Below are 23,490 nucleotides of genomic sequence, written 5' to 3'. Positions count from 1 at the left end.
GGATCCGATGAAACAGCAAACTGTGCACGTGCGCATAGAGGGGCGGGTGCAGGGTGTCTATTTTCGCGCCTGGACAGTCGAGAACGCCCGCAGGCTCAACTTGAACGGCTGGGTCCAGAACCGCCGTGACGGCGATGTCGAGGCGGTGTTTTCCGGCGACCAGGAGGCCGTCGCGACCATGCTCGGCCTTTGTGAAGACGGACCGCGCGACGCAGTGGTGACTTCGGTGCGGATTGTTTCCGAGGGAGGCGCCGCGCCGGATGGCTTCAGCGTTCGGCCGACGCTCTGACAGTCCGCGCGAATACGTCTTCAAACGTCGACTTCAGCGCCATGTCGACCTCCGGCATCGTCACGACGCGGCCAAGGTCGGCAAGGCTGGTGACGCCGTAACCGGCGATGCCGCACGGAACGATGCCGCCAAAATGCTCCAGATCCGGCTCCACGTTGATGGCAATGCCGTGGAAAGACACCCACCGTCGCACCCGGATGCCGATCGCCGCGATCTTGTCTTCGATAGCCGGCCCCTTGTCCGGCCGTCGCACCCACACGCCGATCCGGCCGTCGCGGATCTCGCCGTCGACGTTGAACTCCGCCAACGTTCGAATCACCCATGCCTCCAGGTCTTCGACGAAGCGGCGGACATCCCGGCCGCGGCGGGTGAGATCGAGCATCACGTAGACGACGCGCTGGCCGGGGCCGTGATAGGTCCAGCGGCCGCCCCGGCCGGTCCTGTGAACCGGGAAGCGGGCGGCTTGCAGCAGTTCCGCATCGTCGGCGCTGGTGCCGGCCGTGTAGAGGGGAGGGTGCTCGACGAGCCAGACGAGTTCGGAGGCCTCGCCGGCTGCAATCGCGGCGACCCGCGCCTCCATTGCGGCGACCGCGTCGACGTAGCTCACCAGTCCGTCGCTGATACGCCACTCGACAGGGGCGACCTCCTCGGCACGGGATGCCGCGGAGATCTCGGGAACCTGAACCTCGATACCAGTCATTTGCCCACCGCGATTGCCGGCACGAGCCGGCACCGGAGCAGATAGGAGAACGCAGGGCGCCGCATGTCCACTCCCGGCGCGGGTCGCTGTGATCCCCTGATATGATGCCTTCGTTTCCAAGGGCAATCGGTTCGTCAAAAGTACATGACGCCTTCGCCCCTTGTGAGCGCCCACGGCGTTTGCTACATCACCGCGCAACACGTCGGCCGTCGCGCCGGCGCGGATACTGCGGTCGTGGCGGAATTGGTAGACGCGCAGCGTTGAGGTCGCTGTGGGGTAAAACCCGTGGAAGTTCGAGTCTTCTCGACCGCACCATCCAAGATCCTCGAATGCCCCGTCCGGAAGGACGGCGGGCGCTCGAGGCAAATCACTCCCGATAGCTTGCCGCCAGGGTCGGTCGCGGCCTGATGCAGGCGGAGACGGAACGCGTCGATTGCGTCGTGGTCGGTGCAGGTGTCGTCGGTCTTGCGGTGGCCCGCGCGCTGGCCCTCTCGGGTCGCGAGGTGATTGTCCTCGAAGGCCAGTCGGCGATCGGCACGGCGACGTCCAGCCGCAACAGCGAGGTCATCCATGCCGGCATCTACTATCCGCCGGGCAGCCTGAAGGCCGAACTCTGCGTCGCGGGAAAGCTCGCCCTCTACGACTATTGCGCCGCGAACGGCATTCCCCACAAGCGTCTGGGCAAGCTGATCGTCGCGTCAGACAAGGATCAGGTGCCGCGTCTGGGTGAACTCAAGGCCCGCGCCGAGGCCAACGGTGTCGGCGATCTGGAACTGTTGGGAAGATCGGCGGCGCTGCGTCTGGAACCGGCTCTCAAGGTGGAGGAGGCGCTTCTGTCGCCGTCGACGGGCACGATCGACAGTCATGCCTACATGCTGGCGCTGCAGGGCGATCTGGAGGATGCCGGCGGAGCGATTGCCTTCCGTACGCCGATGGAAGGTGGTGAACTCCTCTCGGATGGTGTCGTGGTCCGCACCGGTGGCGTGGCGCCGATTCGGCTGAAGGCGCGCCTTCTGGTCAATGCGGGGGGGCTGACGGCCCACCGTATCGCCGCCTCGATCGACGGCATCCCGCCCGGTTCTGTTCCGCCTGTCGGTTTCGCCAAGGGCAACTATTTCCTGTTGCAGGGAAAGAGCCCGTTCTCGCGGCTGATCTATCCCGTTCCCGAGCCGGGCGGGCTGGGGGTGCATCTGACGCTGGACATGGGTGGCCAGGCCCGTTTCGGGCCCGACGTGGAATGGATCGACGACTTCAGCGACCAGCCGGGCCGCGAACCCGACTACAGAGTCGATCCGCAGCGGTCGCGGCCTTTTTACGCCGCAATCCGCAACTATTGGCCCGGGCTTCCGGACGGCGCTTTGCAGCCGGACTATTCGGGTGTGCGGGTGAAGCTGGACGGCGCGGCAAGCCCGGACTTCCGGATCGAGACGGCAGGACGTGGTGCGGTGATCAACCTGTTCGGATTCGAGTCTCCCGGTCTGACCGCGTCGCTTGCAATAGGGCGCCGGGTTGCGGAGCTTGCCGCCGCGTTCTAGCCGGAGCGGGAGCATGTTTCTGCTTTCCGGTGGATAGTTTGAGAGTTTAGGCCCACCAGATCATGTTGGCGCCCGTGCGGATTTGCAGCCTGGCGGGTGTCATGTAGACCTCTGGCCGTCTAGAACGGGCTACGGGCGTTATCCGTTCGGCCGATCAGCCGATAACAATCGAGGGGTGCGGCGTGCAGGAGCACGTGGAACAGGCAGCGCCGTCCGAATCCGCTGGCGCGATCGCCGTGCGCGACGAGAATGGTGCCATCGCGGCACCGTTCCTTGCCGCCGTCAGCGGTGCGGTCGCCCGCGATGATGCCGGCGAACTGCGCGCGCTGTGCCTGGAGCGGCACGAGGCGGATATCGCCGACCTCGTGGAGCAGTTGGAGCCCGACGAGCGGCCGAAGTTCATCCAGCTGCTCGGCGAAGACTTCGACTACGCCGTCCTCACGGAAGTCGAGGACACTATCCGCGAGCAGATCCTCGAGGCGCTGCCGTCCGCCGCCGTCGCCGAGGGTGTGCGCGACCTGGAATCCGACGATGCCGTCTACATCCTCGAAGACCTCGAGGAGGACGAGCAGCAGGAAATCCTGGCGCAGATCCCGGACTTCGAGCGGGCGCTGCTGAAGCGCAGTCTCGACTATCCGGAAGACAGCGCCGGCCGTCGGATGCAGACGGACCTGATCGCCGTCCCGCCGTTCTGGAACGTCGGACGAACGATCGACTACATGCGTGATTCCGACGATCTCCCCGACGAATTCTATGAGATTATCGTCGTCGACCCGTCGTTCAAGCCGATCGGCAAGGTCGCGCTCAATACCCTCCTCAGGACCAAGCGGCCCGTCCTGATCGAGACAATCATGGATGCGCCGGTCCATACCGTGCGCGCTGATCTCGACCAGGAGGAGGCGGCCCACCTGTTCGAGCGCTACAACCTGGTCTCGGCGGCCGTCGTCGACGATCACGAACGCCTGGTCGGGGTATTGATGTTCGACGACATCGTCGACGTCATCCAGGAGGAGGCGGAAGAGGACATCCGCGGCCTTGCCGGCGTCGGCGACGAAGAAATCTCCGATACGTTCCTCTATACCGCCCGCAGCCGCTTCACCTGGCTGCTTCTCAACCTTGTCACCGCCGTGCTGGCGTCCCTGGTCATCGGCATGTTCGACGCGACCCTGCAGCAGATGGTGGCGCTGGCCATCCTGATGCCCATCGTCGCCTCGATGGGGGGCAATGCCGGCACCCAGACGATGACGGTCGCCGTGCGCGCGCTGGCGAGCCGGGAACTGGGCGGCTACAACATCCGGCGCTTCGTGACACGCGAAATGCTTGTCGGGATCGTCAACGGCTTCCTCTTTGCGATCATCATCGGGTTCGTGGCATCCGTCTGGTTCACGAACATCCAGCTCGGCGCAGTCATCGCCACGGCGATGATCGTCAACATGTTTTGTGCGGGCCTCTTCGGCATCGCGATTCCGGTCGGCCTCGACAAGATCGGCGTCGACCCGGCGATCGCCTCCACGGTGTTCCTCACGACTGTTACAGATGTTGTTGGATTCTTTGCTTTTCTGGGCCTCGCCACGATCTTGCTTATGTGAAACGGAAGTGCAATGACGACCGTTATGCACTCGCCCGTTCGCACAGCCGTGGTCGGCTTGGGATATTTCGGCCGGTTCCACGCAAAGCATCATGCTGCGAACCCGGGAGTGCAGCTCGTCGCGGTCTGTGACGTCGATCCGCGCCGCGCCGCGGAGGTCGCCGGCGAGTTCGGCGGTGCACCCGTGTCCGATCATCGTGAACTGCTGGGCAAGGTCGATGCCGTGTCGGTCGCAGTGCCGACTTCGATGCATTTCGACGTCGCGCGCGAGTTCATCGAGGCGGGCGTCCATGTCCTGGTCGAGAAGCCGATCACCGACGATGTCGGCGCGGCCGACCGGCTCGTGGCCCTGGCGGAGAATCGGGGCGTCGTCCTCCAGGTCGGCCACATCGAACGGTTCTCCGCCGCCTTCAGGGCGCTGGAGGAGAAGGTCGAGCGGCCGCTGTTCATCGAAAGCCGGCGAATCTCGCCATGGAAGCAGCGGGCCACCGATGTCGACGTGGTGCTCGACCTGATGATCCACGACATCGACATCGTGCTCGGCCTCGTCGCCGCTCCGGTCGAAACGGTCCAGGCAGTCGGTGCGCCGGTTCTGAATGCTAGTGAGGACATCGCCAACGCCAGGCTCACCTTTGCCAACGGTGCGGTGGCCGACATCACGGCGAGCCGGATCGCCAGCAAGACCGAACGGCAGCTCCGGCTGTTTCAGCGCGACAGCTATCTGGTGTGCGATTTCGTCGACCATCGGGTAACGCGATTCACCCGCGATCCCGGTATCGAGCCCGGAGAGGCTGCGACGCATGGCCCCAATGCGATCTCGATGGAATCGTGGGATATCGCCCGCGAAGACAGTCTGGGAAACGAGATCGCCGAGTTCCTGGACTGCATCGTGACCAAGCGCCGGCCGACGGTCGATGGCCGGGTAGGGCGCGATGCCCTACATGTCGCGATGTTGATCACCGACAGTATCCGAAGCCACCGCGCGCGAATCGAAGCGAGCCTGGCGGGTTAGCGGTCCGACAAGGAGAATTCAGCAGTGGCGACAGCAGGGTCTTTGGCAACGGTCGTGTCGGAACAGCCCGTCACCTCGGTAGGACTGTTCGATCTCACGCGCCAACGCGACCGCCTGGGTGTGCGCATCGAGGCGCGGATCGACGACGTCCTCAAGCACGGCCAGTTCATCCTGGGACCCGAAGTCGAGGAACTGGAACGCAATCTCGCCCAGTTCGCCGGCGCCAGGCACGCGATCGGTGTCTCGAGCGGCCGCGACGCCCTCACCATGGCCATGATGGCGCTCGGCGTCGGTCCCGGCGACGCGGTCTTCGTGCCCGGCTTCACGTTTTCCGCCAGCGCGGCCTCGATCGCCCCGCTCGGCGCGGAACCGGTGTTCGTCGACGTCGACGCGAACACGTTCAACATGGATCCGTCTTCCCTGGAGACAGCGATTGCGGCGGTCGAGGCCGAGGGCCGGCTCAATCCGAAGGTCGTCATGCCTGTCGACCTCTACGGCTTGCCTGCCGACTACGCGACGATCTCGGGGATCGCGGCGCGCCACGGCATGCGAGTGCTGGCGGACGCCGCACAGAGCTTTGGCGGCCAGGTCGGCAACAAGCATGTCGGCACGCTCGCACCGATCACCGCGACGAGCTTCTATCCGACAAAGCCGCTCGGCGCCTACGGCGACGGCGGGGCGATCTTCACCGAGGACGACGAACTGGCCGAAGCGGTGAAGATGATCCGCACCCATGGCCGGCAGGGCGATGGCGACGAAGCGCTGCGGATCGGCATGACCGGTCGCCTCGACACGATCCAGGCAGCGGTCCTTCTGGTGAAGCTGGAAGCGTTCGGCGAGGAACTGGTGCGGCGTCGTCAGGTGGCGGCCGCCTATACCGAGCAGTTGTCCGGCAGCTTTGCGACGCCCAGGATACCGGATCTCTTCGAAAGTGCCTGGGCCCTGTATACGATCCGGGTGGCGGACCGCGACAGGGTGCGCGAGAAGCTGGCCAGGGCCGGCGTCGGTACCGGGCTGTTCTATCGTGTCGCCCTTCATCGCCATCCCGCGTTTGCGCAATGGGCGCCGGAAGGGCTCGAGCTTCCCGTGACCGAACGCCTGGTTCAGGAGGTGTTGAGCCTTCCGATCCACGGTGACATCGAGGATCGCGAGATCGCCTTCGTCGCCGAGCAGCTTCGCGAGGCCGCGGGGTGATCGCCGAGGCCGTCGTTCGACCGCTGGCGCCGCAGGATCGCACCGACTGGGACGAACTTTGGCAGGGTTACCTGACATTCTACGACGAGCCTCTGCCAAACGAGATCTCCGAGCGAACCTGGGCGCGCCTCATGGACCCGCAGTTCGACATGAACGGGATCTGCGTCAGCGACGGCACCCGGATCGTCGGAATCTGCCACTACCTTTTCCATCCCTCCACCTGGTCGGAGGGCCCCTATTGCTATCTTGAGGACTTGTTCGTCGATCCGAATGTCCGCGGCTCCGGCTTCGGCAGGAAACTGATCGAAGCCGTCTATGAGGCTGCCGAGGCGCGTGGCGCTGGCCGCGTCTACTGGGCCACGCAGGAATCCAACGAAACCGCCCGCCGGCTGTACGACCGGATTGCCACGCTGACACCCTTCGTCCAGTACGCCCGCTGACACTGCTGAGAGGGCGCGGAAGCCTGTCCGGCGCATCTTCCCGCCGCGATCGCCGGCGCCTTGTCTGAAAATTTACCGTTTCGCGTTACCTTGGCTTAACCAGAATGGGGCTGGTTATGGTGTGCGGCTTGGGGCGGCCGCCAAGGGATTGGCGACAACGGCGACACAGTCGGACAGGCAATGATTTTCCCAAGCAGTACAGTGCATAAAGCGCCGCGCGGCGGCGTCCGCGCAATCGCGCGCCTGGCGGCGGTAGCGCTCGTTTCTCTGGTGAGCGCCTGCGCCGGATTTGAGCCGCCGCTTCCCAAGCCGACGGATTTCCGGGTCCACGGCATCGATATCTCGCGCTATCAGGGCGAGGTCGACTGGGAGAAGGCCTCTCGCGGTGGAGTCCAGTTCGCCTGGATCAAGGCGACCGAAGGCGGCGATTACCTGGACCCGATGTTCTACACCAACTGGTACGCCGCAAAGGTTGCCGGCGTCCCGCGCGGTGCCTACCACTTCTGGTATTTCTGCCGACCGGTGGAAGAGCAGCTCGCCTGGTTCATCGCCAACGTCCCGAACGATCCCGACGCACTGCCGCCGGTGATCGACATGGAATGGAACAACGAGTCCAAGACCTGTCGCCGCCGCCCGCCTGCCTCGGAACTTCTGAGAGATATCAAATACTTCGCGGATGGGCTTGAAGAGTATTATGGCAAGCGGCCGGTCATCTATACCTCGGTCGACTTTCACGAGGACGTCCTCGTGGGGGCGTTCAACGGCCACCACATGTGGGTCCGCAGCGTCGCCGGACATCCCAGCCTCAGATACGGCAATCGCCGCTGGACGTTCTGGCAATACACTGCCGAAGGCTCGGTGCCGGGCATCGACGGCAACGTCGACCGCAATGCCTTCGTGGGGACGGAAACCGACTGGCGGCAATTCCTGAAGGGACGCTACTGACCGCGTCCCGGAGCTCCCTGCAGGCTGAATAGCCCTCTGCCGTAGATACTGTAACTATCAGGAAATAATTGATTTTTCCAGAATATTGACTTTTACGTCAAAGTCAAAGATCGTGTCGGCGCACAGGATCTGGCAATGCGCGCGCTGTACACGATTACCGACCTGACCCGCGAATTCGAGGTTACAACGCGGACTCTGCGCTTCTACGAGCAGCAGGGTCTGATCGATCCGCTCCGCCGCGGACGAACGCGTCTCTACCGGCCGGCCGACAGAACCCGGTTGAATCTGATCCTGCGCGGCAAGCGGCTGGGGTTCTCGTTGGCGGAGATTCGGGAAATCGTCGACATGTACGATGCACCTCCCGGCGAGCACGGACAACTTACGCTGCTGGTGGACAAGATCGCCCGGAAGCGGACCGAACTCCAGGCCCGGCGGCACGACATCGACCAAACGCTCGCCGAACTGGACGCAGTCGAGGCAGGCTGTCGCGATCGTCTCGCGAAGATCCCGAAGGGGCGGCAGTGACGAGCTTCGAGCCGCGGGACCCGGAGTGGGAGGGGCGCGTGCGCGCCAGCTTTAGCCGTCAGGCCTTCATGGCGGGGCTTGGAGCCGAGATCGCGCATCTGGCACCCGGGGAAGTCGATCTGGTGCTGCCTTACCGGCCTGATCTAACACAACAGCACGGCTTCTTCCACGCCGGAGCGACTACGACGATCGCCGACTCCGCGTCGGGATACGCCGCGCTGTCGCTCTTTCCAAGGGGGACCGGCGTCCTGACCACCGAGTTCAAGGTCAACCTGCTCAATCCGGCGCGCGGGCAGAGACTGGTGGCGGAGGGCCGTGTCGTGAAGCCGGGGCGCACCCTCACGGTCTGCAGGTCGGATGTATTTGGAATCGAGGGCGATTGCCGGACCCATGTCGCCACGGCCCTGTTGTCGATGATCTGCCTGGAAGGTCTCGAGGATTGACGAGCGACCGGCAGGGGCGGTTGCGTTAGGATGCGGCGAACGCCGGCAAGGGCGGCGACAGCTTCGGGAGGACGTCATGCAGGATCCGGGCGCGACCCACGAGGTCTTCAACCAGGTTCCGCCGCTCGAAGGATTCAATGCGTTCCTTGGTGATCCGGCGCTGAAAGAGGCGGTGGATCGCGAAGGCGGCGGCTGGGGCCGCGAGCGGCTTTCCGCTCTCGGCGAGTGGGTCGCCAGCAGCCGCACCCAGGAGCTGGCGCGGCTGGCAAACACCTGGCTGCCCGTCCTGAAGACCTTCGACCGGTACGGCAACCGCATCGACGAGGTCGAGTTCCATCCCGCTTATCACGAACTCCTGGGCAAGGCGATCGCGGAGGAGATCCACGCGCTGCCCTTTGCCGACCCGCGGTCGGGCGTCTATGTCGTGCGCGCCGGTCTGCATTTCCTCTACAACTTCGCCGAAATCGGCGTGCTGTGCCCGGTGACGATGACTTTCGCGGCCGTTCCGACGTTGCGACAGCAGCCGGAGATCGCCGCCGAGTGGGAGCCGCGGATCGTTTCGGATCACTACGATCCCCGGTTCATGCCGGCACCGGGGAAGACCGGCGCGCAGATCGGCATGGCGATGACCGAGAAGCAGGGCGGTTCGGACGTGCGGGCGAACACCACGCGTGCGGTGCCGCTGAACGGTGGGGGACCGGGCGGGGAATACCTGCTGACGGGGCACAAGTGGTTCTGCTCGGCGCCGATGTGCGACGGCTTCCTGACACTTGCCAACACCGATGCGGGCCTGACCTGCTTCTTCGTGCCGCGATGGACGCCGGACGGCGAGCGCAACGTCTTCCTGATCCAGCGGCTGAAGGACAAATTGGGTAACAAATCCAACGCGTCCTCCGAAATCGAGTACCGGGATACCTGGGCCCGGATGGTCGGCGAGGAGGGGCGCGGCGTGCGCACCATCATCGAGATGGTCCACCACACCCGCCTGGACACGGGCATCTCGGCGGCCGGGATCATGCGCAACGCGGTGGCGCGGGCCATTCATCATGCAAGCCATCGCAGCGCCTTCCAGAAGAAACTGGTCGACCAGCCGGCGATGCGGCGGGTGCTGGCCGACGTCGCGCTGGAGAGCGAAGCCTCCACGGCGCTGGCGATGCGGGTTGCGCGCGCCTTCGACCAAGGCGGAAAAAACGAGGCGGAACAGGCATTTGCGCGCATTTCCGTAGCCGTCGCTAAGTTCTGGCACTGCAAGCGCTGCCCCGCGCTGGTCGCCGAGGCGCTGGAACTGCACGGGGGCAACGGCTACGTGGAGACGGGCGAAATGGCCCGGCTCTACCGCGAGGCGCCGCTCAACGGGATCTGGGAGGGATCGGGCAACGTCATGGCCCTCGACGTGCTGCGCGCCATCGCCAGGGATCCGACTGCGCTGACAGCGGTGATGGACGAGATGGAACTCGCCGCCGGGGCCGACCGGCGCTTCGATCGACACCTTGAGAAACTCAAGCAACGGATTGTGGACAAACGGTTTTCCGAATCGCATGCGCGGCAGATCGCGATGGAATTGGCGCTTGGCCTGCAGGCGTCGCTGTTAGTGCGGTTCGCGCCCGGCTACGTGGCGGACGGGTTCTGCGCGACGCGTCTGGAAGACGGAATCGGTTTGGCGTTCGGTCTGCTGCCGGACGGCCTCGACGAAGCGGCGATCGTCGAGCGGGCCCGCCCGATGCCCGACTAGGGTGTGTCAGGACTGTGCCAAGACCCTGCCAGGAGAGTGCCAGGAGAGTGCCGGGAGAGTGCCGCCGGTGTGCCACGGCCGTTACGACCAGACGAGAGGCAATGAGATGCGCCCGAACGACTACCCGACGCTGAATTTCGACCTCGGCGAGCATGCCGACATCCTGCGCGACATGGTGCGCTCGTTCTCCGACGACGAGATCGCGCCGATCGCCGCCGAGATCGACCGGACCAACGAGTTCCCGCGCGGTCTCTGGCCGAAGCTCGGCAGCCTCGGTCTGCTCGGGGTGACGGTGGAGGAGGAGTACGGCGGCTCGGGCATGGGATATCTCGAGCACTGCATCGCCATGGAGGAGATCAGCCGCGGCTCGGCGTCGGTCGGACTGAGCTACGGCGCGCACTCCAACCTGTGCGTGAACCAGATCCGGCGCAACGGATCGGACGAGCAGAAGCGGCGCTACCTGCCGAAGCTGATTTCCGGCGAGCATCTCGGCGCGCTGGCGATGTCGGAGCCGGGAGCCGGATCCGACGTGGTCTCCATGCGCACCCGCGCCGAGAAGAAGGGCGACCGCTGGATCCTCAACGGCTCGAAGATGTGGATCACCAACGGGCCGGCGGCAGACACGCTGGTGATCTATGCCCGCACCGACCCCGACGCCGGACCGCGGGGCATCACGGCGTTCCTGGTGGAAAAGGGCTTCAAGGGATTCTCCACCGCGCAGAAGCTCGACAAGCTGGGTATGCGCGGGTCGGACACCGGCGAACTGGTGTTCGACAATTGCGAGGTGCCGGAGGAGAACGTGCTGGGCGAGGTCGGCCGCGGCGTCAACATCCTGATGTCGGGCCTCGACTACGAGCGCATCGTGCTGGCGGCGGGACCGATCGGCATCATGCAGTCCTGCATGGATGTGGTGCTGCCCTACATGCACGAGCGCAAGCAGTTCGGCCAGCCGATCGGCGAATTCCAGCTCATGCAGGGCAAGCTCGCCGACATGTACACGCGGATGAACGCCTCGAGGGCCTACGTGTACATGGTGGCGAAGGCCTGCGACCGCGGCGAGACCACCCGCAAGGACGCCGCCGGTGCGATCCTCTATGCGGCGGAGACCGCGACGTGGATGGCGCTGGAGGCGATCCAGTGCCTCGGCGGCAACGGCTACATCAACGAGTATTCGACGGGCAGGCTGCTGCGCGACGCCAAGCTCTACGAGATCGGCGCCGGCACCAGCGAGATCCGCCGCTGGCTGATCGGCCGTGAGCTGTTTCAGGAGACGAGCTGACCCGCGACCGGGCCGTCGGCCTTCCTCATCGGGCCGACCGGTGGCCGGCCCGCACAGGCGGCAATTGCTGAACCGCTTCAAGAAAACAATTGAGGTCATTCCCCGACGTCACTATTGACGGGACGCCTTACACGACGCCTGCCCGGGGGGACTTGCCGTCGCCATGAGCCTCGATACGATCACGATCGCCGCGATGTCGGTGACGCTCTGTGTGCCGGTCATCGTCCTGCTGTACATGTCCTGGCTGTCGCACCGGGAGGAGCCGGCGCAACTGTGGTGGTGCGCCAGTTTCGTCGCGCTGCTGTTTGCTTTGGGCTTCTACGGGCCGCGCGGCTACATCTCCGACTTCGTGACCATCGACCTCGCCAACGCGATGGTCCTGCTGAGCATCGGGCTGGCGCTGGTCGCGGCACGATCCTTCAACGGCCGGGGCACACCGCTCTGGGTCTTCCTGGCGGCCCCGGCGCTGTGGATCGCGCTGTGCCGCATTCCCGAATTCCGCGACTACGGCGCCTACCGGATGGCCGTTTTCTCCGTTTTCAATGGAACCATCGGGCTCGCCGTCGCCGTGGAGTACTGGCGGGGCAGGGCGGAGCGGCTGGCGACCCGCTACATGATGGTAGCGACGTTCCTGCTGCTGGTTGGCGTCTACGTGTGCCGGCTCGTCATGGTCGCGGTCATGCCGCTGGCCGACCCGCGCGAGTATTTCCATGCGAACCTGTGGACAATGCTGCTGATGCTGGCGTCCGTGGTGGTCACCATGGCGATCGCCATCCTGGCCATTGCGATCGTCAACGAGCGATCCGAGGCGACGCAGCGGCGCCTCGCCGAAATCGACCCGTTGACCGGCGTATCGAACCGCGGCGGCGCACTCCGGCAGATCAAGGCCGGACTTGCGAAGGAAGGGGCCGGTGGCGCAGCCGTCCTGATGTTCGACCTCGATCACTTCAAGCGAATCAACGACCACTACGGCCATGCCACCGGGGATGAAATGCTGCGCCGATTCTCCGAGGTCGCGGCGTCGAACATGCGCGATGGCGATGCCTTCGGCCGGATCGGCGGGGAGGAATTCCTGGGATTCCTTGCAGATGTCGACCAGGACGCCGCGCTGAGCGTGGCGGAGCGCATCCGCCAGGCGTTTGCCGCGATCGGCGTCGCCGACGGCGAGGCGCAGGTTCCCGCGACCGTCAGCATCGGCGTGGCATTTGCCGACACGAAGGCCGCCGACCTGGACGAACTGATTCACGCAGCCGACAAGGCCCTTTACCGGGCAAAAGACGCCGGCCGGGACCAGGTCTGCGTGGAAGTTCTGGCCGGAACCTGACCGGCGCCACGGCCTCAGATGCCGCTCCGCATGTACGGCAGCCACGGGTGCGCGCCGAGGGACCCCCGGCGCCCTGTGAACGGTGGCGAGTCCCAACCGGCAGGGCGCAATACAGATGCAGTGCGGTGCGGCGGCACCGCACCGCGGGGCGACCCGGAGGCCAAAAAAACATTGTGGAGTTGGCGTAACGTCAATATGCAGGTCATTAAGGCGACGAAGCTCGCCAGCGAACTTCCGGACACCCATGCGCCTCGATCTGATAACGATCATCGTAATGGCGGTCGCGATCTGTGTGCCGATCGCCTTCCTGCTGTTTCTGGCGTGGCTGCAGAACCGGTCCGAGCGCTCGCTGCTATGGTGGAGCGCCAGCTTCCTCGCGAGCCTTGTCGGCCTCGGCCTGTATGGCCAGCGCGACCGGATGCACGATGTGGTGTCGGTCGATCTCGCAAACGCGATGGTGCTGTTCGGCCTGTCCCTGGGCCTGGCGGGGGCGCGGTCGTTCAACGGGCGCCGGACGCCGGTCTGGATGCTTTTCCTGGCACCTGGAGCCTGGGCCGTCGCCAGCTACATTCCCGAACTGCAACAGATGGGCCCCGCGCGAATTGCCGCGTTCTCGACGGTCAACGCGGCGGTCGCGGCGGCGATCGCCTTCGAGTACTGGCGCGGCCGGACAGACGGATTGACGGCCCGATACATGCTTTCGGCGACCTTTGCGCTGCTCGCTGCAGTGTATCTGAGCCGGATTGTCCTGGTCGCCGTTATGCCGTTGCCGGACCCGCGCGACTACCTGGACTCGCACATCCTGGCCAGCATTTCGATGCTGGGTCCGATCGTGATCGGCATTTCCAACGCCATCCTCGTCCTGGCGATCGCCAAGGAACGCGTTGAAGTCGCGCTGCGGTATCTGGCCGAGATCGATCCGCTGACAAAGGTCCCCAACCGCGGCGCAACCCTCCGGCGGATCGCCGAAGAGATGGAAAAATGCGAGGAGAGAGGCGCGGCAGTGCTCCTGTTCGACCTCGATCACTTCAAGCAGATCAACGACCGGTACGGCCATCCTGCCGGCGATCACATGCTGCGGCGGTTCGCGCGGATCGCGGTGACCCACCTGCGCGACGGCGACGTGTTCGGGCGGATCGGCGGCGAGGAATTCCTCGCCTTCCTCACGGGCGTTGACCGCCAAGCCGCGATGCGCGTAGCGGAGCGGATCCGCAAGGCCTTCGCCGAAGTCGGCGCCGCAGAGAACGGCATGCGTATTTCCGCGACGGTGAGCATCGGCATAGCCATGGCCGACAAGAATGTCACCGACATCGATCTGCTCCTCGTCGCAGCCGACGGGGCCCTGTACCGGGCCAAGAATGCTGGCCGCGACCAGGTCCATGCGACAGGATCCGCCGCTGCATAGTCGCGCGCCGGCTCCGGCGTCCAGCTCGCGAAGCATCCCTTCGCGATTGGAGTCGCCGCGGTGCAGCGTCGATACCGAGGGCCGGGTGGCACTCAAGACCCAGGATCCCGCCCGGATGACTGACGTAGAGGCGCTGCCGGAGGCGAGCGACCGACTTTCCCGCAATCACAGATTCGTCACTGCCCGTCGCAGTATCGCCGGCCACGATGGCGGCTGTAATCGGAGACGATCCTCCAGTAAATGGGGGCGACAGCCGGAAAATTCATTGGCAGTCCTTGCAAAGAGGCAATAAGGCATTCTCCTATTGCGCCTATTCCGAAGAAATTGAGATATCGCCGGAATGCAGCTCGACTACGCTACGATCTACGTGATGGCGGTGACCTTTTGCGTGCCGCTGGCGATCGTCCTGTTCGTGGCGTGGCGGGGCAATCGCGCGGAGCCGGCCCTGGCCTGGTGGAGCGGCACGTTCGCGGTGACGATCGTGGGTCTCAGCCTGCTGGGGCTGCGCGGGCTGATACCCGATCTCATCACGATCGATTTCGCCAACGCGCTGGTGCTGCTCGGCGCTGCCTTCGGCCTGGTCGGCGCACGGGCGTTCAACGGCCGCACGACGCCGATCCTCTTGATATTCCTGCCGCCCGGGCTCTGGGCGTTCGCATGCAGGATCCCCGAGTTCTATGACTCGATGAGCTGGCGGGTTGCGGGATATTCGCTGATCCACAGCGCCGTCGCCGCGGCGATCGCAATCGAGTTCTGGCGCGGCAGGGCCGACCGCCTGAAATCGAGGTACATGCTGGTTGGAGCCTGCCTCCTGCTGTCGGCGTTCTACGCCAGCCGGATCGTCTTCGCCTACCTGATGCCGATGGGCGAGCCGCGGCAGTATTCCGACACCAGCATATGGTTCGCACTGACGATCCTCGGGCCCACGATCGTGGGGGCGATGATCGCCATCCTCGTGGTGACGATCGCAAAGGAACGCGTCGAGGCGGAGCAGCGCTACCTTGCGGAGATCGATCCGCTGACACTGGTGCCGAACCGGGGAGCGACGCTGACGCGCGCACGGGCGTCGATCGCCGCACCCAAATGCAGGTCGGCGGCGGTGCTGCTGTTCGACCTCGACCATTTCAAGCAGATCAACGACCGGTACGGCCACCCGGCGGGCGACGAGGTGCTCCGGACGTTCGCGATGGTTGCGGCGGGGCAATTGCGGGAGGAAGACATCTTCGGCCGGATCGGCGGGGAGGAGTTCCTGGCCCTGCTGACGAATGCGGACCAGGACGGGGCGATCGCGGCGGCGGAGCGCATCCGCGCGGCCTTCTCGGTCATCCGCATCGAGGGCAGCAGCGCGCGGATTCCGGCGACCGTCAGTATCGGCATCGCCGTGGCCGACGAAACCGGCCTGGACATCGACCTGCTGCTGGGAACCGCCGACAAGGCGCTCTACCGGGCCAAGGAGTCCGGCCGAAACCAGGTTCACGCGGTGCGCTCCGCGGCGGCCTGACGGCCGGTTCAAGCCGGCGCGGCTCCCAGCGGCTCGGTGTGGGCGATGACCCGGCGCACCTCCGGCATCCTTTCGCGGAACAGGTGCTCGAGGACGTCGACCGCCTCGTGCACGTCCTCGACATGGGTGGCCGGATCGACCCGGCAATGGAAGGTCACGAAGATGCCCTGGTCGGTCTGGCGGGCGCGCAGGTTGTGGACGTCGGTGAGCATCCCCTGCGCCGCCAGCTCCGACAGCGTCTCGTGATAGGCGTGGCGGCGGTCTTCGGGAACGTCCCGTCCCGCCAGCGTCTCGATCTGCAGCGGCTCGATGTGACTTTCCACCTCGACGTCCGTGCCGAGTTCGTCGGCAATGGACTTCTCCAGCGAATCCGCGAGGTCGTGGGCCGCGCCGAGCGGCATGGCGCCGTCGACCTCGATGTCGAAGCTGACCGACAGCCGCTCGCCGACGTGCTGGATCGTGACGTGGTGGACCGCCAGGCCGCGCCGCCGGGAAATCAGCATCACCTTGTCGTGCACCGTCTCGTCGTCGAGCGGCACGGCATGTGTGGTGACGCTGACGTCCGACCTGGGGTAGGCGTCGTGTATCCGCGCGATCAGCCTGTTCTTGATCGGGGTGACACGGTCGAAGGGCAGGGTCCGGGCGACGTTGATGTCGATGTCGACGAACAGCGTGCCGCCGCCCGGACGCACCCGCAGCCGGTCCAGCGCGAGGACGCCGTCGGTGTCGCGGGCCAGTTCGGCAATGGTCTCGGCGGCGCCTTCGGGGGCGGCGTCCATCAGCGTGTTGACGGTGCGCCGGCCGAGCCGCCAGCCGGCAAGGCAGACGAAGACTGCGACGCCGATCGCCGCCAGCGCATCGGCCTGCGGGTAGCCGAGCCAGGTCAGGCCGAGACCGACGAGGACGACGGCGGAACTGTACATGTCCGAGGAGAAGTGCAGGGCGTCGGCTTCCAGCGCCTCGCTGCCGTGCTTCAGCGCGACCCGTTTCAGCGCCCGGGAACGGTTGAAGTCGATGAGGATCGAGCCGACGATGACCGCCACCGCGATCCAGGTGACGTCGACGTGGACCTGGGCGACGAGGAGCCGGCGCACCGCCTCGTAGATGATCCAGGCGCAGGTCGCAAACAGCAGGCCGGTCTCGGCCAGCGCCGCGACGCTCTCGATCTTGCCGTGACCGAAGTGATGGGTCCGGTCGGGCGGCCGGTCGCCGACCCGGACCGCGAAATAGGTGATCGCGGTCGCGCCGAAATCGAGCAGGCTGTGGATCGCTTCCGACAGGATGCCGAGGCTGCCGGTCATCAGCCCGACGGCGAACTTCGCCACGGTCAGCACGGCGCTGGCCAGCAGCGACAGCAATGCGACGGACCGCTTTTCCTGCGACATCGGAACCGGTTCCCGGGGGCGAATTGGCAAGGTGGGTCAATTAAGTGCCCGGGACGGGATTGGCAATGACCGGTCCGCGGTGTTTGGTATCATCGACAGTCCCGGCGGTTTCCGGCCGGGCGACAATCCGCAAGGGGGGACGCATGCACAACGTCGAAAGCAACGGGGCGCGCATACCGGCGCTCGGCCTGGGAACCTGGGAGCTGCGCGGCGACCAGTGCGCCCGTATCGTCGAGGCGGGCCTGAAGGCCGGCTACCGGCATGTCGACACCGCGCAGGGCTACGGCAACGAGACCCAGGTGGGCGAGGGCATCCGCGCCTCCGGCGTCGCCAGGGAGGACATCTTCCTGACGACGAAGATATGGCACGACAACCTCAAGGCCGGACCGTTCCGGGCGGCGGCGGAGGAGAGCGTCGCCGCGCTCGGCACCGGCTATGTCGACCTGCTGCTCATCCACTGGCCCAATCCCGCGGTTCCAATCGCCGAGACGATGGGCGCGATGGCCGAGGTCCGCGCCGCCGGACTGGCGCGCCACATCGGCATCTCGAACTTCACCGTCGCCCAGATCGACGAGGCGGTGGCCGCCTCCGAGGCGCCGATCGTCACCAACCAGATCGAGTACCACCCCTATCTCGACCAGACCAAGGTACGCGAGGCCTGTGCGCGGCACGGGATCTCGGTGACGGCCTACTGTCCGATCGCGCGCGGCAAGGTGGTGGGCGATCCGGTGATCGATCCGATCGCCGGGCGGCACGGCAAGTCGGCGGCGCAGGTGACGCTGCGGTGGCTGGTGCAGCAGCCCGACGTGATCGCCATCCCGCGGACCAGTTCGCCGGCACGGCTCGCCGAGAACCTCGACATCGACGACTTCGCGCTGTCGGAGGAGGATATGGCCGCGATTTCCGGGCTGGCCCGTCCCGACGGCCGGCTGGTCAACGTCGCCTGGGCGCCGGACTGGGACTGATCCGCACCATCGCGCCGCCCTGACCGCAGAGCCGGCAAGGCGACTTCCGCCGCGGCTGCCGGTGCGTCACAATGGGCGGCCGGGGCGACACGCCGATTCCACAATTCGGCGGCCGGCGGCCGGGGGATCAGGGGGAGGGGGACGGGATGGCCCTGCAGCGGACGATCGGCCTGACCGGTCTCACCTTCATCGGCATGGGCGGCGTGCTGGGCTCCGGCTGGCTGTTCGCCCCGATGCTGGCCGCGCAGCAGGCCGGGCCGGCCGCGATCCTGGCCTGGTGCATCGGCGGCGTCGCCATCATCATCGTGGCGCTGCCGTTCGCGGAACTGACCGCGCTGCTGCCGGAGGCCGGCGCGATGGCGCGGCTGCCGCGCTACTCGCACGGCGGCATGACCAGCATGATCATCGGCTGGTCGGCCTGGCTCGGCTACGCCACCGCGCCGCCGATCGAGGCGATCGCCATCATCAAGTACGTGCACCCGCTGTTTCCCGGGATCTTCGACCCGACCGCGACCGACCTGGCGCACGGGCCGACCACCGGCGGCTACGTCGCGGCCTGCGCGATCCTGGCGGTGATGGTGGTGATCAACGCCCTGGGCGTCGCCTGGCTGAACAAGGCCAACGCGATCATCACCACGGCCAAGATCCTGCTGCCGCTGATCATCATCGCCACATTCCTGACGACGGACTTCCACATCGGCAACTTCACCGCCTTCGGCGGCTTCGCCCCCTACGGCCTCGCCGGAATACTGAGCGCGGTGTCGCTCGGCGGGGTGGTCTTCGCGTTCCTGGGATTCCGGCACATCATCGACCTGGCCGGGGAGGCGAGCCGGCCGCACTTCAACGTGCCGACCGCGCTGATGCTGACCGTGGTGGCCTGCTTCGGCCTCTATGTCCTGCTGCAGGTCGCCTTCATCGGCGGCGTGCCGGCCTCGGCCGTCTCGAACGGCTGGAACAAGACCGACTTCGCCCATCACCTCGGGCCGCTCGCCGGCATCGCCGTGGTGATCGGCGCCTCCTGGCTGATCGCGCTGATCTACGGCGGGGCGGTGCTCGGACCGTTCGGATCCGGCCTGATCGCCACCGGCTCGAACGCGCGGCTGGGCATGGCGCTGGCGGAGAACGGCTTCTTTCCCGCGCTGTTCACGCGGCTGTCGTCGAAGGACGTGCCGTTCAACGCGCTGGTGCTGGGATTTGCCGCGGGCGTGTGCTTCCTGACGCTGTCGCTGCCGGAGGTCGTGGCGCTGAACTCCTCGGCGATCGTGCTGTCGCTGTGCATCGGGCCGCTGGCGGTCGTTGCCATGCGCAAGCAACTGCCGCGCCGGCGCCGGCCGATCCGGCTGCCCGCCGCCGCGGTCATGGCGCCGCTGGGCTTCATCGTCGCCACCCTGATCATCTACTGGAGCGGCTGGGGGACGATCTGGCGGCTCGACATCGGGCTCGCCGCCGGCCTGCTGATCTACGTCGTCAAGCGGCGGCTGGAGCCGGGCGACGACCCGGTCGACCTGACCAGCGCGCGCTGGCTGTTCATCTACATCATCGGCGTCAACGCGGTGTCGTATCTCGGCACCTTCGGCGGCGGCATCGCGGTGCTGCCGTTCGGCTGGGACATGGCGGTGCTGGCCGCGTTCTCTCTGGTCTGCTTCCGCATCGGGCTGGTCGACGCGCTGGAGCCGGCGCGGACCCGGGAACTGGTCGAGATCTCGATGCCTGGCCCGTGAGGCCGGGACGGCGCCGGCCCGGATAACCCCGCGTTAAGCACGTTTCCAGACGCCCCGGCCGGCGGGGCGGGCGATTCAGCTTCCGTTCATTGACGCAGCGATAGGTCTTGTCCCGGAACGCTATCCAGGGGGGATATCATGCGCCCGAAGGCCGCCATACTGACCATCCTGCTCGCCGCCCTGCTGGCGACCGCGGTCATCGGCGTGGGAACCCGGATCACGAGCGCGGCAGATCCCGTCGAGATCCCGGCGATGCGCTCGCTGTAGGCAGGTCCGGCCCTGGCGGCGCGGCGGTCACAGATCCACGGCAGCGCGCCCGGCACCGATCCGGGCAACGGCAAGACCCGCCAGCACCAGCAGCAGGGCCGCCAGCACGGTCAGCGACACCGGTTCGCCCAGCAGCAGCGCTCCCATGGCGACGCCGCATGCCGGCAGCAGGTTCAGCCCGAGCGCGACGTAGCTGTAGCCGATCGCCCGGATCAGATGATAGCGCATCAGGTAGGCCAGGCCCGTCGGGCCGACCCCGAGCCAGACCATCGACAGCAGCGCGGTGCCGTCCGGCATGGCGGGCAATTCGGCATGACGCCAGGCGACGACGGGAGCCAGCACGACCAACGCGATGCCCAGGACGAGGGAGGTCAGGCGCGTCGGCGGAACGGAGTCGATGCGGCGCACCAGCGTGCCGGCCACGGCGTAGCAGGCGCAGGCGCAGATGACGGCGGCCGGCGCGGCAAGGCCGCCTTCGAAGCCGGCTCTCGCCTCGGGGCCGACCACCAGCGCGACGCCGGTGAAGCCGAGCAGCACGGCCACCAGCTTCGGGACGTTGAGCCGGTCGTCGGTGGTCGTGACATGGCTGAGAAGCAGGCCGAGGAACGGGCCGGTGCCCATCAGCAGCGCGGTCAGCCCGGCGCTGATCGTCAGCTGGGCCCAGGAAATCAGCAGAAACGGCACCACCGCGCTGAGCAGGGCCACGAGCACCACGTAGAGCCATTCCTGCCGGCTCGCCGGCAGCACGATGCCGCGCCACAAGGTCCAGGGCAGCAGCGCCAGAAAGCCGAACCCGACGCGCGCCACCACCAGCCAGAAAGGACCGACTTCGACAACCGCCACCTTGATCGCGACGAAGGCTGACGACCAGATCGACACCATGACCAGGATCAGCGCGAAATCGGCGGCGGTTGGCTTGCGGATCATTCCGTGTTCTTAACCGCACGGACGGCAGCGTCCACCGATTCCATATGCCCGAGCGCATGGCGGCCATGTTCTTTTATCTGTCGAAGATCGCCTGGTTCTTTCTGCAGCCCTCCAACCTGCTCGTCCTGCTCGCCGTTGCAGGCGCGCTGCTTCTGCTGGGGCGCTACAGGCGGCTCGGCGGCTCGCTCCTCGGACTGGCGCTGGCCGGGCTCCTGATCTGCGGCTTCTCGCCGTTCGGGCAGTTGCTGGTGCTGCCGCTCGAAGAGCGGTTTCCGCAATGGCAGCAGGGCAGCGGCCCTCCGCCGGACGGAATTGTCGTGCTCGGCGGCTCGTTCGACACCGCGGTGAGCGCCGGCCGCGAGACGGTGACGACCAACGAGGCCGGCGAGCGGCTCACGGCTTTCGCCGAACTGGCGCGCCGCTTTCCCGACGCAAAGCTGGTGTTCACCGGCGGATCGGGCCGAATCCTGTTTGACGGGGCGACGGAGGCCGAGATCGCGCGCTCGTTCTTCACCGGGCTCGGCATCGACCCGGCGCGGGTGATCCTCGAGGACCGGTCCCGCAACACCTGGCAGAATGCGGTGTTCACGCGCGACCTGGTCGATCCGAACCGTGGCGAGCGGTGGCTGCTGGTGACCTCGGCAACCCATATGCCGAGGGCTGTCGGATGCTTCCGGGCGGCCGGCTTCGACGTTGAGGCCTATCCGGTCGACTACCGGACGCGGGGCTGGTCGGACCTGCGGCGTCCGTTCTCGGCCGTGTCCGAAGGGCTTCGGCGGGTCGATACGGGGATGCGCGAGTGGATCGGCCTGGTCGCCTACCGGGCGACCGGGCGGACGCAACACCTGTTTCCGGCGCCTTAGAGCGATCTGGGTACAGATCAGCGCACCGCGCGCCGCCGCTTTGTCGGCCGCTCGGGGGTCCGGTCGCCCGAGGCGCCGATCGTGGAGCGGACCTCTGGAGAGGGCGCTTCGGCCCCGTCACAAACGGATTTCAGCCATGCGGCGGCAGCATGCGGGCGATTATTGTGGACGACCCTGTGGACCGCCATATTGCGCTGCAACAAGCCGCTTGCGTCAGGTGTTAATAAATCGTAACGAGGCTGCCGAAAATGGCGACTCAGGCTACGATGCCCTGGACGCCGGCATTAACCAATGGGGTTTTGAATGGAACGCGAAGTAGGTCCGTCCTATCTGCGTGTTACCGTCTGGACGCTGGCCATCCTGGTCGGCGTGATGGCCGTAACGGCGCTGTTCGGCGGATTTGAACCGAGCGCCGTCGCTGCGCGATAGGTTCGAACGGGTTTCTAGGAAAGCGGCGCTGCCGGAAACGGCGGCGCCGCTTTCCATTTGAGGGCAGCCAATTTTCCATTTGTCGGGCTCTGCAGACTTGCTAGCCTCGCCAGCAACGGGAGGCCGCCATGCCGCAGAACATCACGACAGGGTACCGCAAGCTGGTCGACGACGCGCTGGCGGAGGTGGAGACGATCTCGCCCGAACAGGCAAAAGACCTGCTCGGCCGGGACGACGTCGTCTTCGTCGACATCCGCGACATCCGAGAACTGTCGCGAAGCGGCCGGATGCCCGGCGCGGTGCATGCCCCGCGCGGCATGCTGGAGTTCTGGATCGACCCCGAAAGCCCCTATCACAAGCCCATCTTCGCCGAGGACAAGCGTTTCGTCTTCTTCTGTGCGGGGGGCTGGCGCTCGGCGCTGGCCGCGCAGACGGCGAGCCGAATGGGGCTCCAGCCAGTCTGCCACATCGACGGCGGATTCGGCGCCTGGGAAAAGGCGGGCGGCCGGGTCGAGAAACCCGAGGCCGCCCCCGGCGAAAAAACGACGTGAAGTGAACGAGGGACCGGCGGCTCAGCCGTTGTCCTTCTCGCCGTCCTTCTTGTTGTCCTTCTTCGGATCCTTCTTGTCGTTGTCGTTCTTCCTGGCCTTGGCGCTCTTCTGATTCTTCGGGGATTTCTGATCCTTCTCGGCCTTCTGGGACTTGCCTTCGGCGGATTCCTTGCCGGTTGGCGGGATGTTCATCTCGATGACCTTGTCGTCGGTCTCCGCCGACGGCTTCTCGTCCGTCGCACCGGGGGTCTCGGTGCCGGTCGCGCCGGGGGCGGCATTCGGCTCGGTGCCGGTCGTCGCACCGGGCTGGGTCTGGGCGACCGTCTCGCCGGCGGCATTCACCCTGGACGGCTTGTCCTTCGCCATCGCCGGGCCGGAGACGGCAAGGACGACGACTGCGACGGGGGCAATCACCTTGAGGAAATTGGCAATCACTTCGGCACTCCTGATGGAAGTTGGTCTGTTGCCGG

The 23,490-nt window shown here is 66.2% G+C and carries 24 protein-coding genes and 1 tRNA gene; 21 read left to right on the top strand and 4 right to left on the bottom strand.

All coding sequences use genetic code 11. From position 1 onward, the window contains the following. Nucleotides 1-7 precede the first annotated feature (7 nt). The gene (locus V3328_RS24745) at nucleotides 8-289 is read left to right on the top strand and encodes an acylphosphatase (RefSeq protein WP_340332409.1); all 282 of its coding nucleotides are present in this window, start codon (nucleotides 8-10) and stop codon (nucleotides 287-289) included. Here V3328_RS24745 and lipB read toward each other — a convergent pair. After that, nucleotides 267-989, bottom strand: a complete 723-nt coding sequence (gene lipB, locus V3328_RS24740; RefSeq protein ID WP_340332408.1) for a lipoyl(octanoyl) transferase LipB — start codon at nucleotides 987-989, stop codon at nucleotides 267-269. The two genes, V3328_RS24745 and lipB, sit on opposite strands and share 23 nt — an antisense overlap. A 228-nt stretch (nucleotides 990-1,217) precedes the next feature. Here lipB and V3328_RS24735 point away from each other — a divergent pair. From V3328_RS24735 to V3328_RS24670, 14 genes are all read left to right on the top strand, one after another. Then, nucleotides 1,218-1,304: transfer RNA gene (locus tag V3328_RS24735), tRNA-Leu, on the top strand. A 92-nt stretch (nucleotides 1,305-1,396) separates the two neighbouring features. Beyond that, the gene (locus V3328_RS24730) at nucleotides 1,397-2,524 is read left to right on the top strand and encodes an NAD(P)/FAD-dependent oxidoreductase (protein ID WP_340332407.1); all 1,128 of its coding nucleotides are present in this window, start codon (nucleotides 1,397-1,399) and stop codon (nucleotides 2,522-2,524) included. A 182-nt stretch (nucleotides 2,525-2,706) separates the two neighbouring features. After that, a complete protein-coding gene (mgtE, locus tag V3328_RS24725; RefSeq protein WP_340332406.1) occupies nucleotides 2,707-4,113 on the top strand; it encodes a magnesium transporter in 1,407 nt (468 codons plus the stop codon). Nucleotides 4,114-4,125: 12 nt separating this feature from the next. Further along, complete coding sequence (locus V3328_RS24720) at nucleotides 4,126-5,124, top strand: Gfo/Idh/MocA family oxidoreductase (protein ID WP_340332405.1); 999 nt, start codon at nucleotides 4,126-4,128, stop codon at nucleotides 5,122-5,124. A gap of 54 nt (nucleotides 5,125-5,178) precedes the next feature. After that, a complete protein-coding gene (locus V3328_RS24715; RefSeq protein ID WP_340332404.1) occupies nucleotides 5,179-6,318 on the top strand; it encodes a DegT/DnrJ/EryC1/StrS family aminotransferase in 1,140 nt (379 codons plus the stop codon). Next, the gene (locus V3328_RS24710) at nucleotides 6,315-6,758 is read left to right on the top strand and encodes a GNAT family N-acetyltransferase (RefSeq protein ID WP_340332403.1); all 444 of its coding nucleotides are present in this window, start codon (nucleotides 6,315-6,317) and stop codon (nucleotides 6,756-6,758) included. Before V3328_RS24715 ends, V3328_RS24710 begins: the two co-directional genes overlap by 4 nt. Before the next feature lie 201 nt (nucleotides 6,759-6,959). After that, nucleotides 6,960-7,703 carry a GH25 family lysozyme gene (locus tag V3328_RS24705; protein ID WP_340332402.1) on the top strand — a complete coding sequence of 248 codons (744 nt, stop codon included), beginning with the start codon at nucleotides 6,960-6,962 and terminating at the stop codon, nucleotides 7,701-7,703. A 135-nt stretch (nucleotides 7,704-7,838) separates the two neighbouring features. Beyond that, entirely contained in the window at nucleotides 7,839-8,228 is a 390-nt protein-coding gene (locus V3328_RS24700) for a MerR family transcriptional regulator (protein ID WP_340332401.1), read from the top strand. A gap of 38 nt (nucleotides 8,229-8,266) precedes the next feature. Beyond that, on the top strand, nucleotides 8,267-8,671 hold the full coding sequence (locus V3328_RS24695) for a PaaI family thioesterase (protein ID WP_340332400.1): 405 nt from the start codon (nucleotides 8,267-8,269) through the stop codon (nucleotides 8,669-8,671). 76 nt (nucleotides 8,672-8,747) lie between these two features. Further along, nucleotides 8,748-10,403, top strand: a complete 1,656-nt coding sequence (locus tag V3328_RS24690; RefSeq protein WP_340332399.1) for an acyl-CoA dehydrogenase family protein — start codon at nucleotides 8,748-8,750, stop codon at nucleotides 10,401-10,403. A 106-nt stretch (nucleotides 10,404-10,509) separates the two neighbouring features. Continuing rightward, nucleotides 10,510-11,682: an isovaleryl-CoA dehydrogenase gene (locus V3328_RS24685; protein ID WP_340332398.1), complete on the top strand. Its 1,173-nt coding sequence runs from the start codon at nucleotides 10,510-10,512 to the stop codon at nucleotides 11,680-11,682. Nucleotides 11,683-11,845: 163 nt separating this feature from the next. Then, nucleotides 11,846-13,006 carry a GGDEF domain-containing protein gene (locus V3328_RS24680; protein WP_340332397.1) on the top strand — a complete coding sequence of 387 codons (1,161 nt, stop codon included), beginning with the start codon at nucleotides 11,846-11,848 and terminating at the stop codon, nucleotides 13,004-13,006. Nucleotides 13,007-13,250: 244 nt separating this feature from the next. Then, nucleotides 13,251-14,411 (top strand): GGDEF domain-containing protein, encoded by a 1,161-nt coding sequence (locus V3328_RS24675; protein ID WP_340332396.1) that lies wholly within the window; start codon nucleotides 13,251-13,253, stop codon nucleotides 14,409-14,411. A 340-nt stretch (nucleotides 14,412-14,751) separates the two neighbouring features. Continuing rightward, nucleotides 14,752-15,912: a GGDEF domain-containing protein gene (locus tag V3328_RS24670; protein ID WP_340332395.1), complete on the top strand. Its 1,161-nt coding sequence runs from the start codon at nucleotides 14,752-14,754 to the stop codon at nucleotides 15,910-15,912. A gap of 8 nt (nucleotides 15,913-15,920) precedes the next feature. Here the strand turns inward: V3328_RS24670 and V3328_RS24665 are convergent, their stop codons facing one another. Further along, nucleotides 15,921-17,297, bottom strand: a complete 1,377-nt coding sequence (locus tag V3328_RS24665; protein WP_340332394.1) for a cation-efflux pump — start codon at nucleotides 17,295-17,297, stop codon at nucleotides 15,921-15,923. A 143-nt stretch (nucleotides 17,298-17,440) separates the two neighbouring features. Here V3328_RS24665 and V3328_RS24660 point away from each other — a divergent pair, with 143 nt between their 5' ends. The 3 genes from V3328_RS24660 (at nucleotide 17,441) to V3328_RS24650 (ending at nucleotide 20,250) form a co-directional block, all read left to right on the top strand. Next, nucleotides 17,441-18,262, top strand: a complete 822-nt coding sequence (locus V3328_RS24660) for an aldo/keto reductase (protein WP_340332393.1) — start codon at nucleotides 17,441-17,443, stop codon at nucleotides 18,260-18,262. Between the two features lie 146 nt (nucleotides 18,263-18,408). Further along, the gene (locus V3328_RS24655) at nucleotides 18,409-19,983 is read left to right on the top strand and encodes an APC family permease (RefSeq protein WP_340332392.1); all 1,575 of its coding nucleotides are present in this window, start codon (nucleotides 18,409-18,411) and stop codon (nucleotides 19,981-19,983) included. A 138-nt stretch (nucleotides 19,984-20,121) separates the two neighbouring features. After that, nucleotides 20,122-20,250 carry a hypothetical protein gene (locus V3328_RS24650; RefSeq protein ID WP_340332391.1) on the top strand — a complete coding sequence of 43 codons (129 nt, stop codon included), beginning with the start codon at nucleotides 20,122-20,124 and terminating at the stop codon, nucleotides 20,248-20,250. Between the two features lie 27 nt (nucleotides 20,251-20,277). On the opposite strand, the gene V3328_RS24645 is transcribed toward V3328_RS24650, so the two are convergent. Next, the gene (locus V3328_RS24645; protein ID WP_340332390.1) at nucleotides 20,278-21,177 is read right to left on the bottom strand and encodes a DMT family transporter; all 900 of its coding nucleotides are present in this window, start codon (nucleotides 21,175-21,177) and stop codon (nucleotides 20,278-20,280) included. Between the two features lie 44 nt (nucleotides 21,178-21,221). Between V3328_RS24645 and V3328_RS24640 the strand changes: the two genes are divergently transcribed. The 3 genes from V3328_RS24640 (at nucleotide 21,222) to V3328_RS24630 (ending at nucleotide 23,020) form a co-directional block, all read left to right on the top strand. Then, entirely contained in the window at nucleotides 21,222-22,040 is an 819-nt protein-coding gene (locus tag V3328_RS24640; protein WP_340332389.1) for a YdcF family protein, read from the top strand. A 303-nt stretch (nucleotides 22,041-22,343) separates the two neighbouring features. Further along, nucleotides 22,344-22,469 (top strand): hypothetical protein, encoded by a 126-nt coding sequence (locus V3328_RS24635; protein WP_340332388.1) that lies wholly within the window; start codon nucleotides 22,344-22,346, stop codon nucleotides 22,467-22,469. A 128-nt stretch (nucleotides 22,470-22,597) separates the two neighbouring features. Next, nucleotides 22,598-23,020 carry a rhodanese-like domain-containing protein gene (locus tag V3328_RS24630; RefSeq protein ID WP_340332387.1) on the top strand — a complete coding sequence of 141 codons (423 nt, stop codon included), beginning with the start codon at nucleotides 22,598-22,600 and terminating at the stop codon, nucleotides 23,018-23,020. Nucleotides 23,021-23,041: 21 nt separating this feature from the next. Here the strand turns inward: V3328_RS24630 and V3328_RS24625 are convergent, their stop codons facing one another. Next, on the bottom strand, nucleotides 23,042-23,455 hold the full coding sequence (locus V3328_RS24625) for a hypothetical protein (protein WP_340332386.1): 414 nt from the start codon (nucleotides 23,453-23,455) through the stop codon (nucleotides 23,042-23,044). Between the last annotated feature and the right edge of the window lie 35 nt (nucleotides 23,456-23,490).

This window comes from Microbaculum marinum, from assembly GCF_037855135.1.
GTDB classification, from domain to species: domain Bacteria; phylum Pseudomonadota; class Alphaproteobacteria; order Rhizobiales; family Tepidamorphaceae; genus Microbaculum; species Microbaculum marinum.
This window is presented reverse-complemented; position numbering and strand designations above follow the sequence as displayed.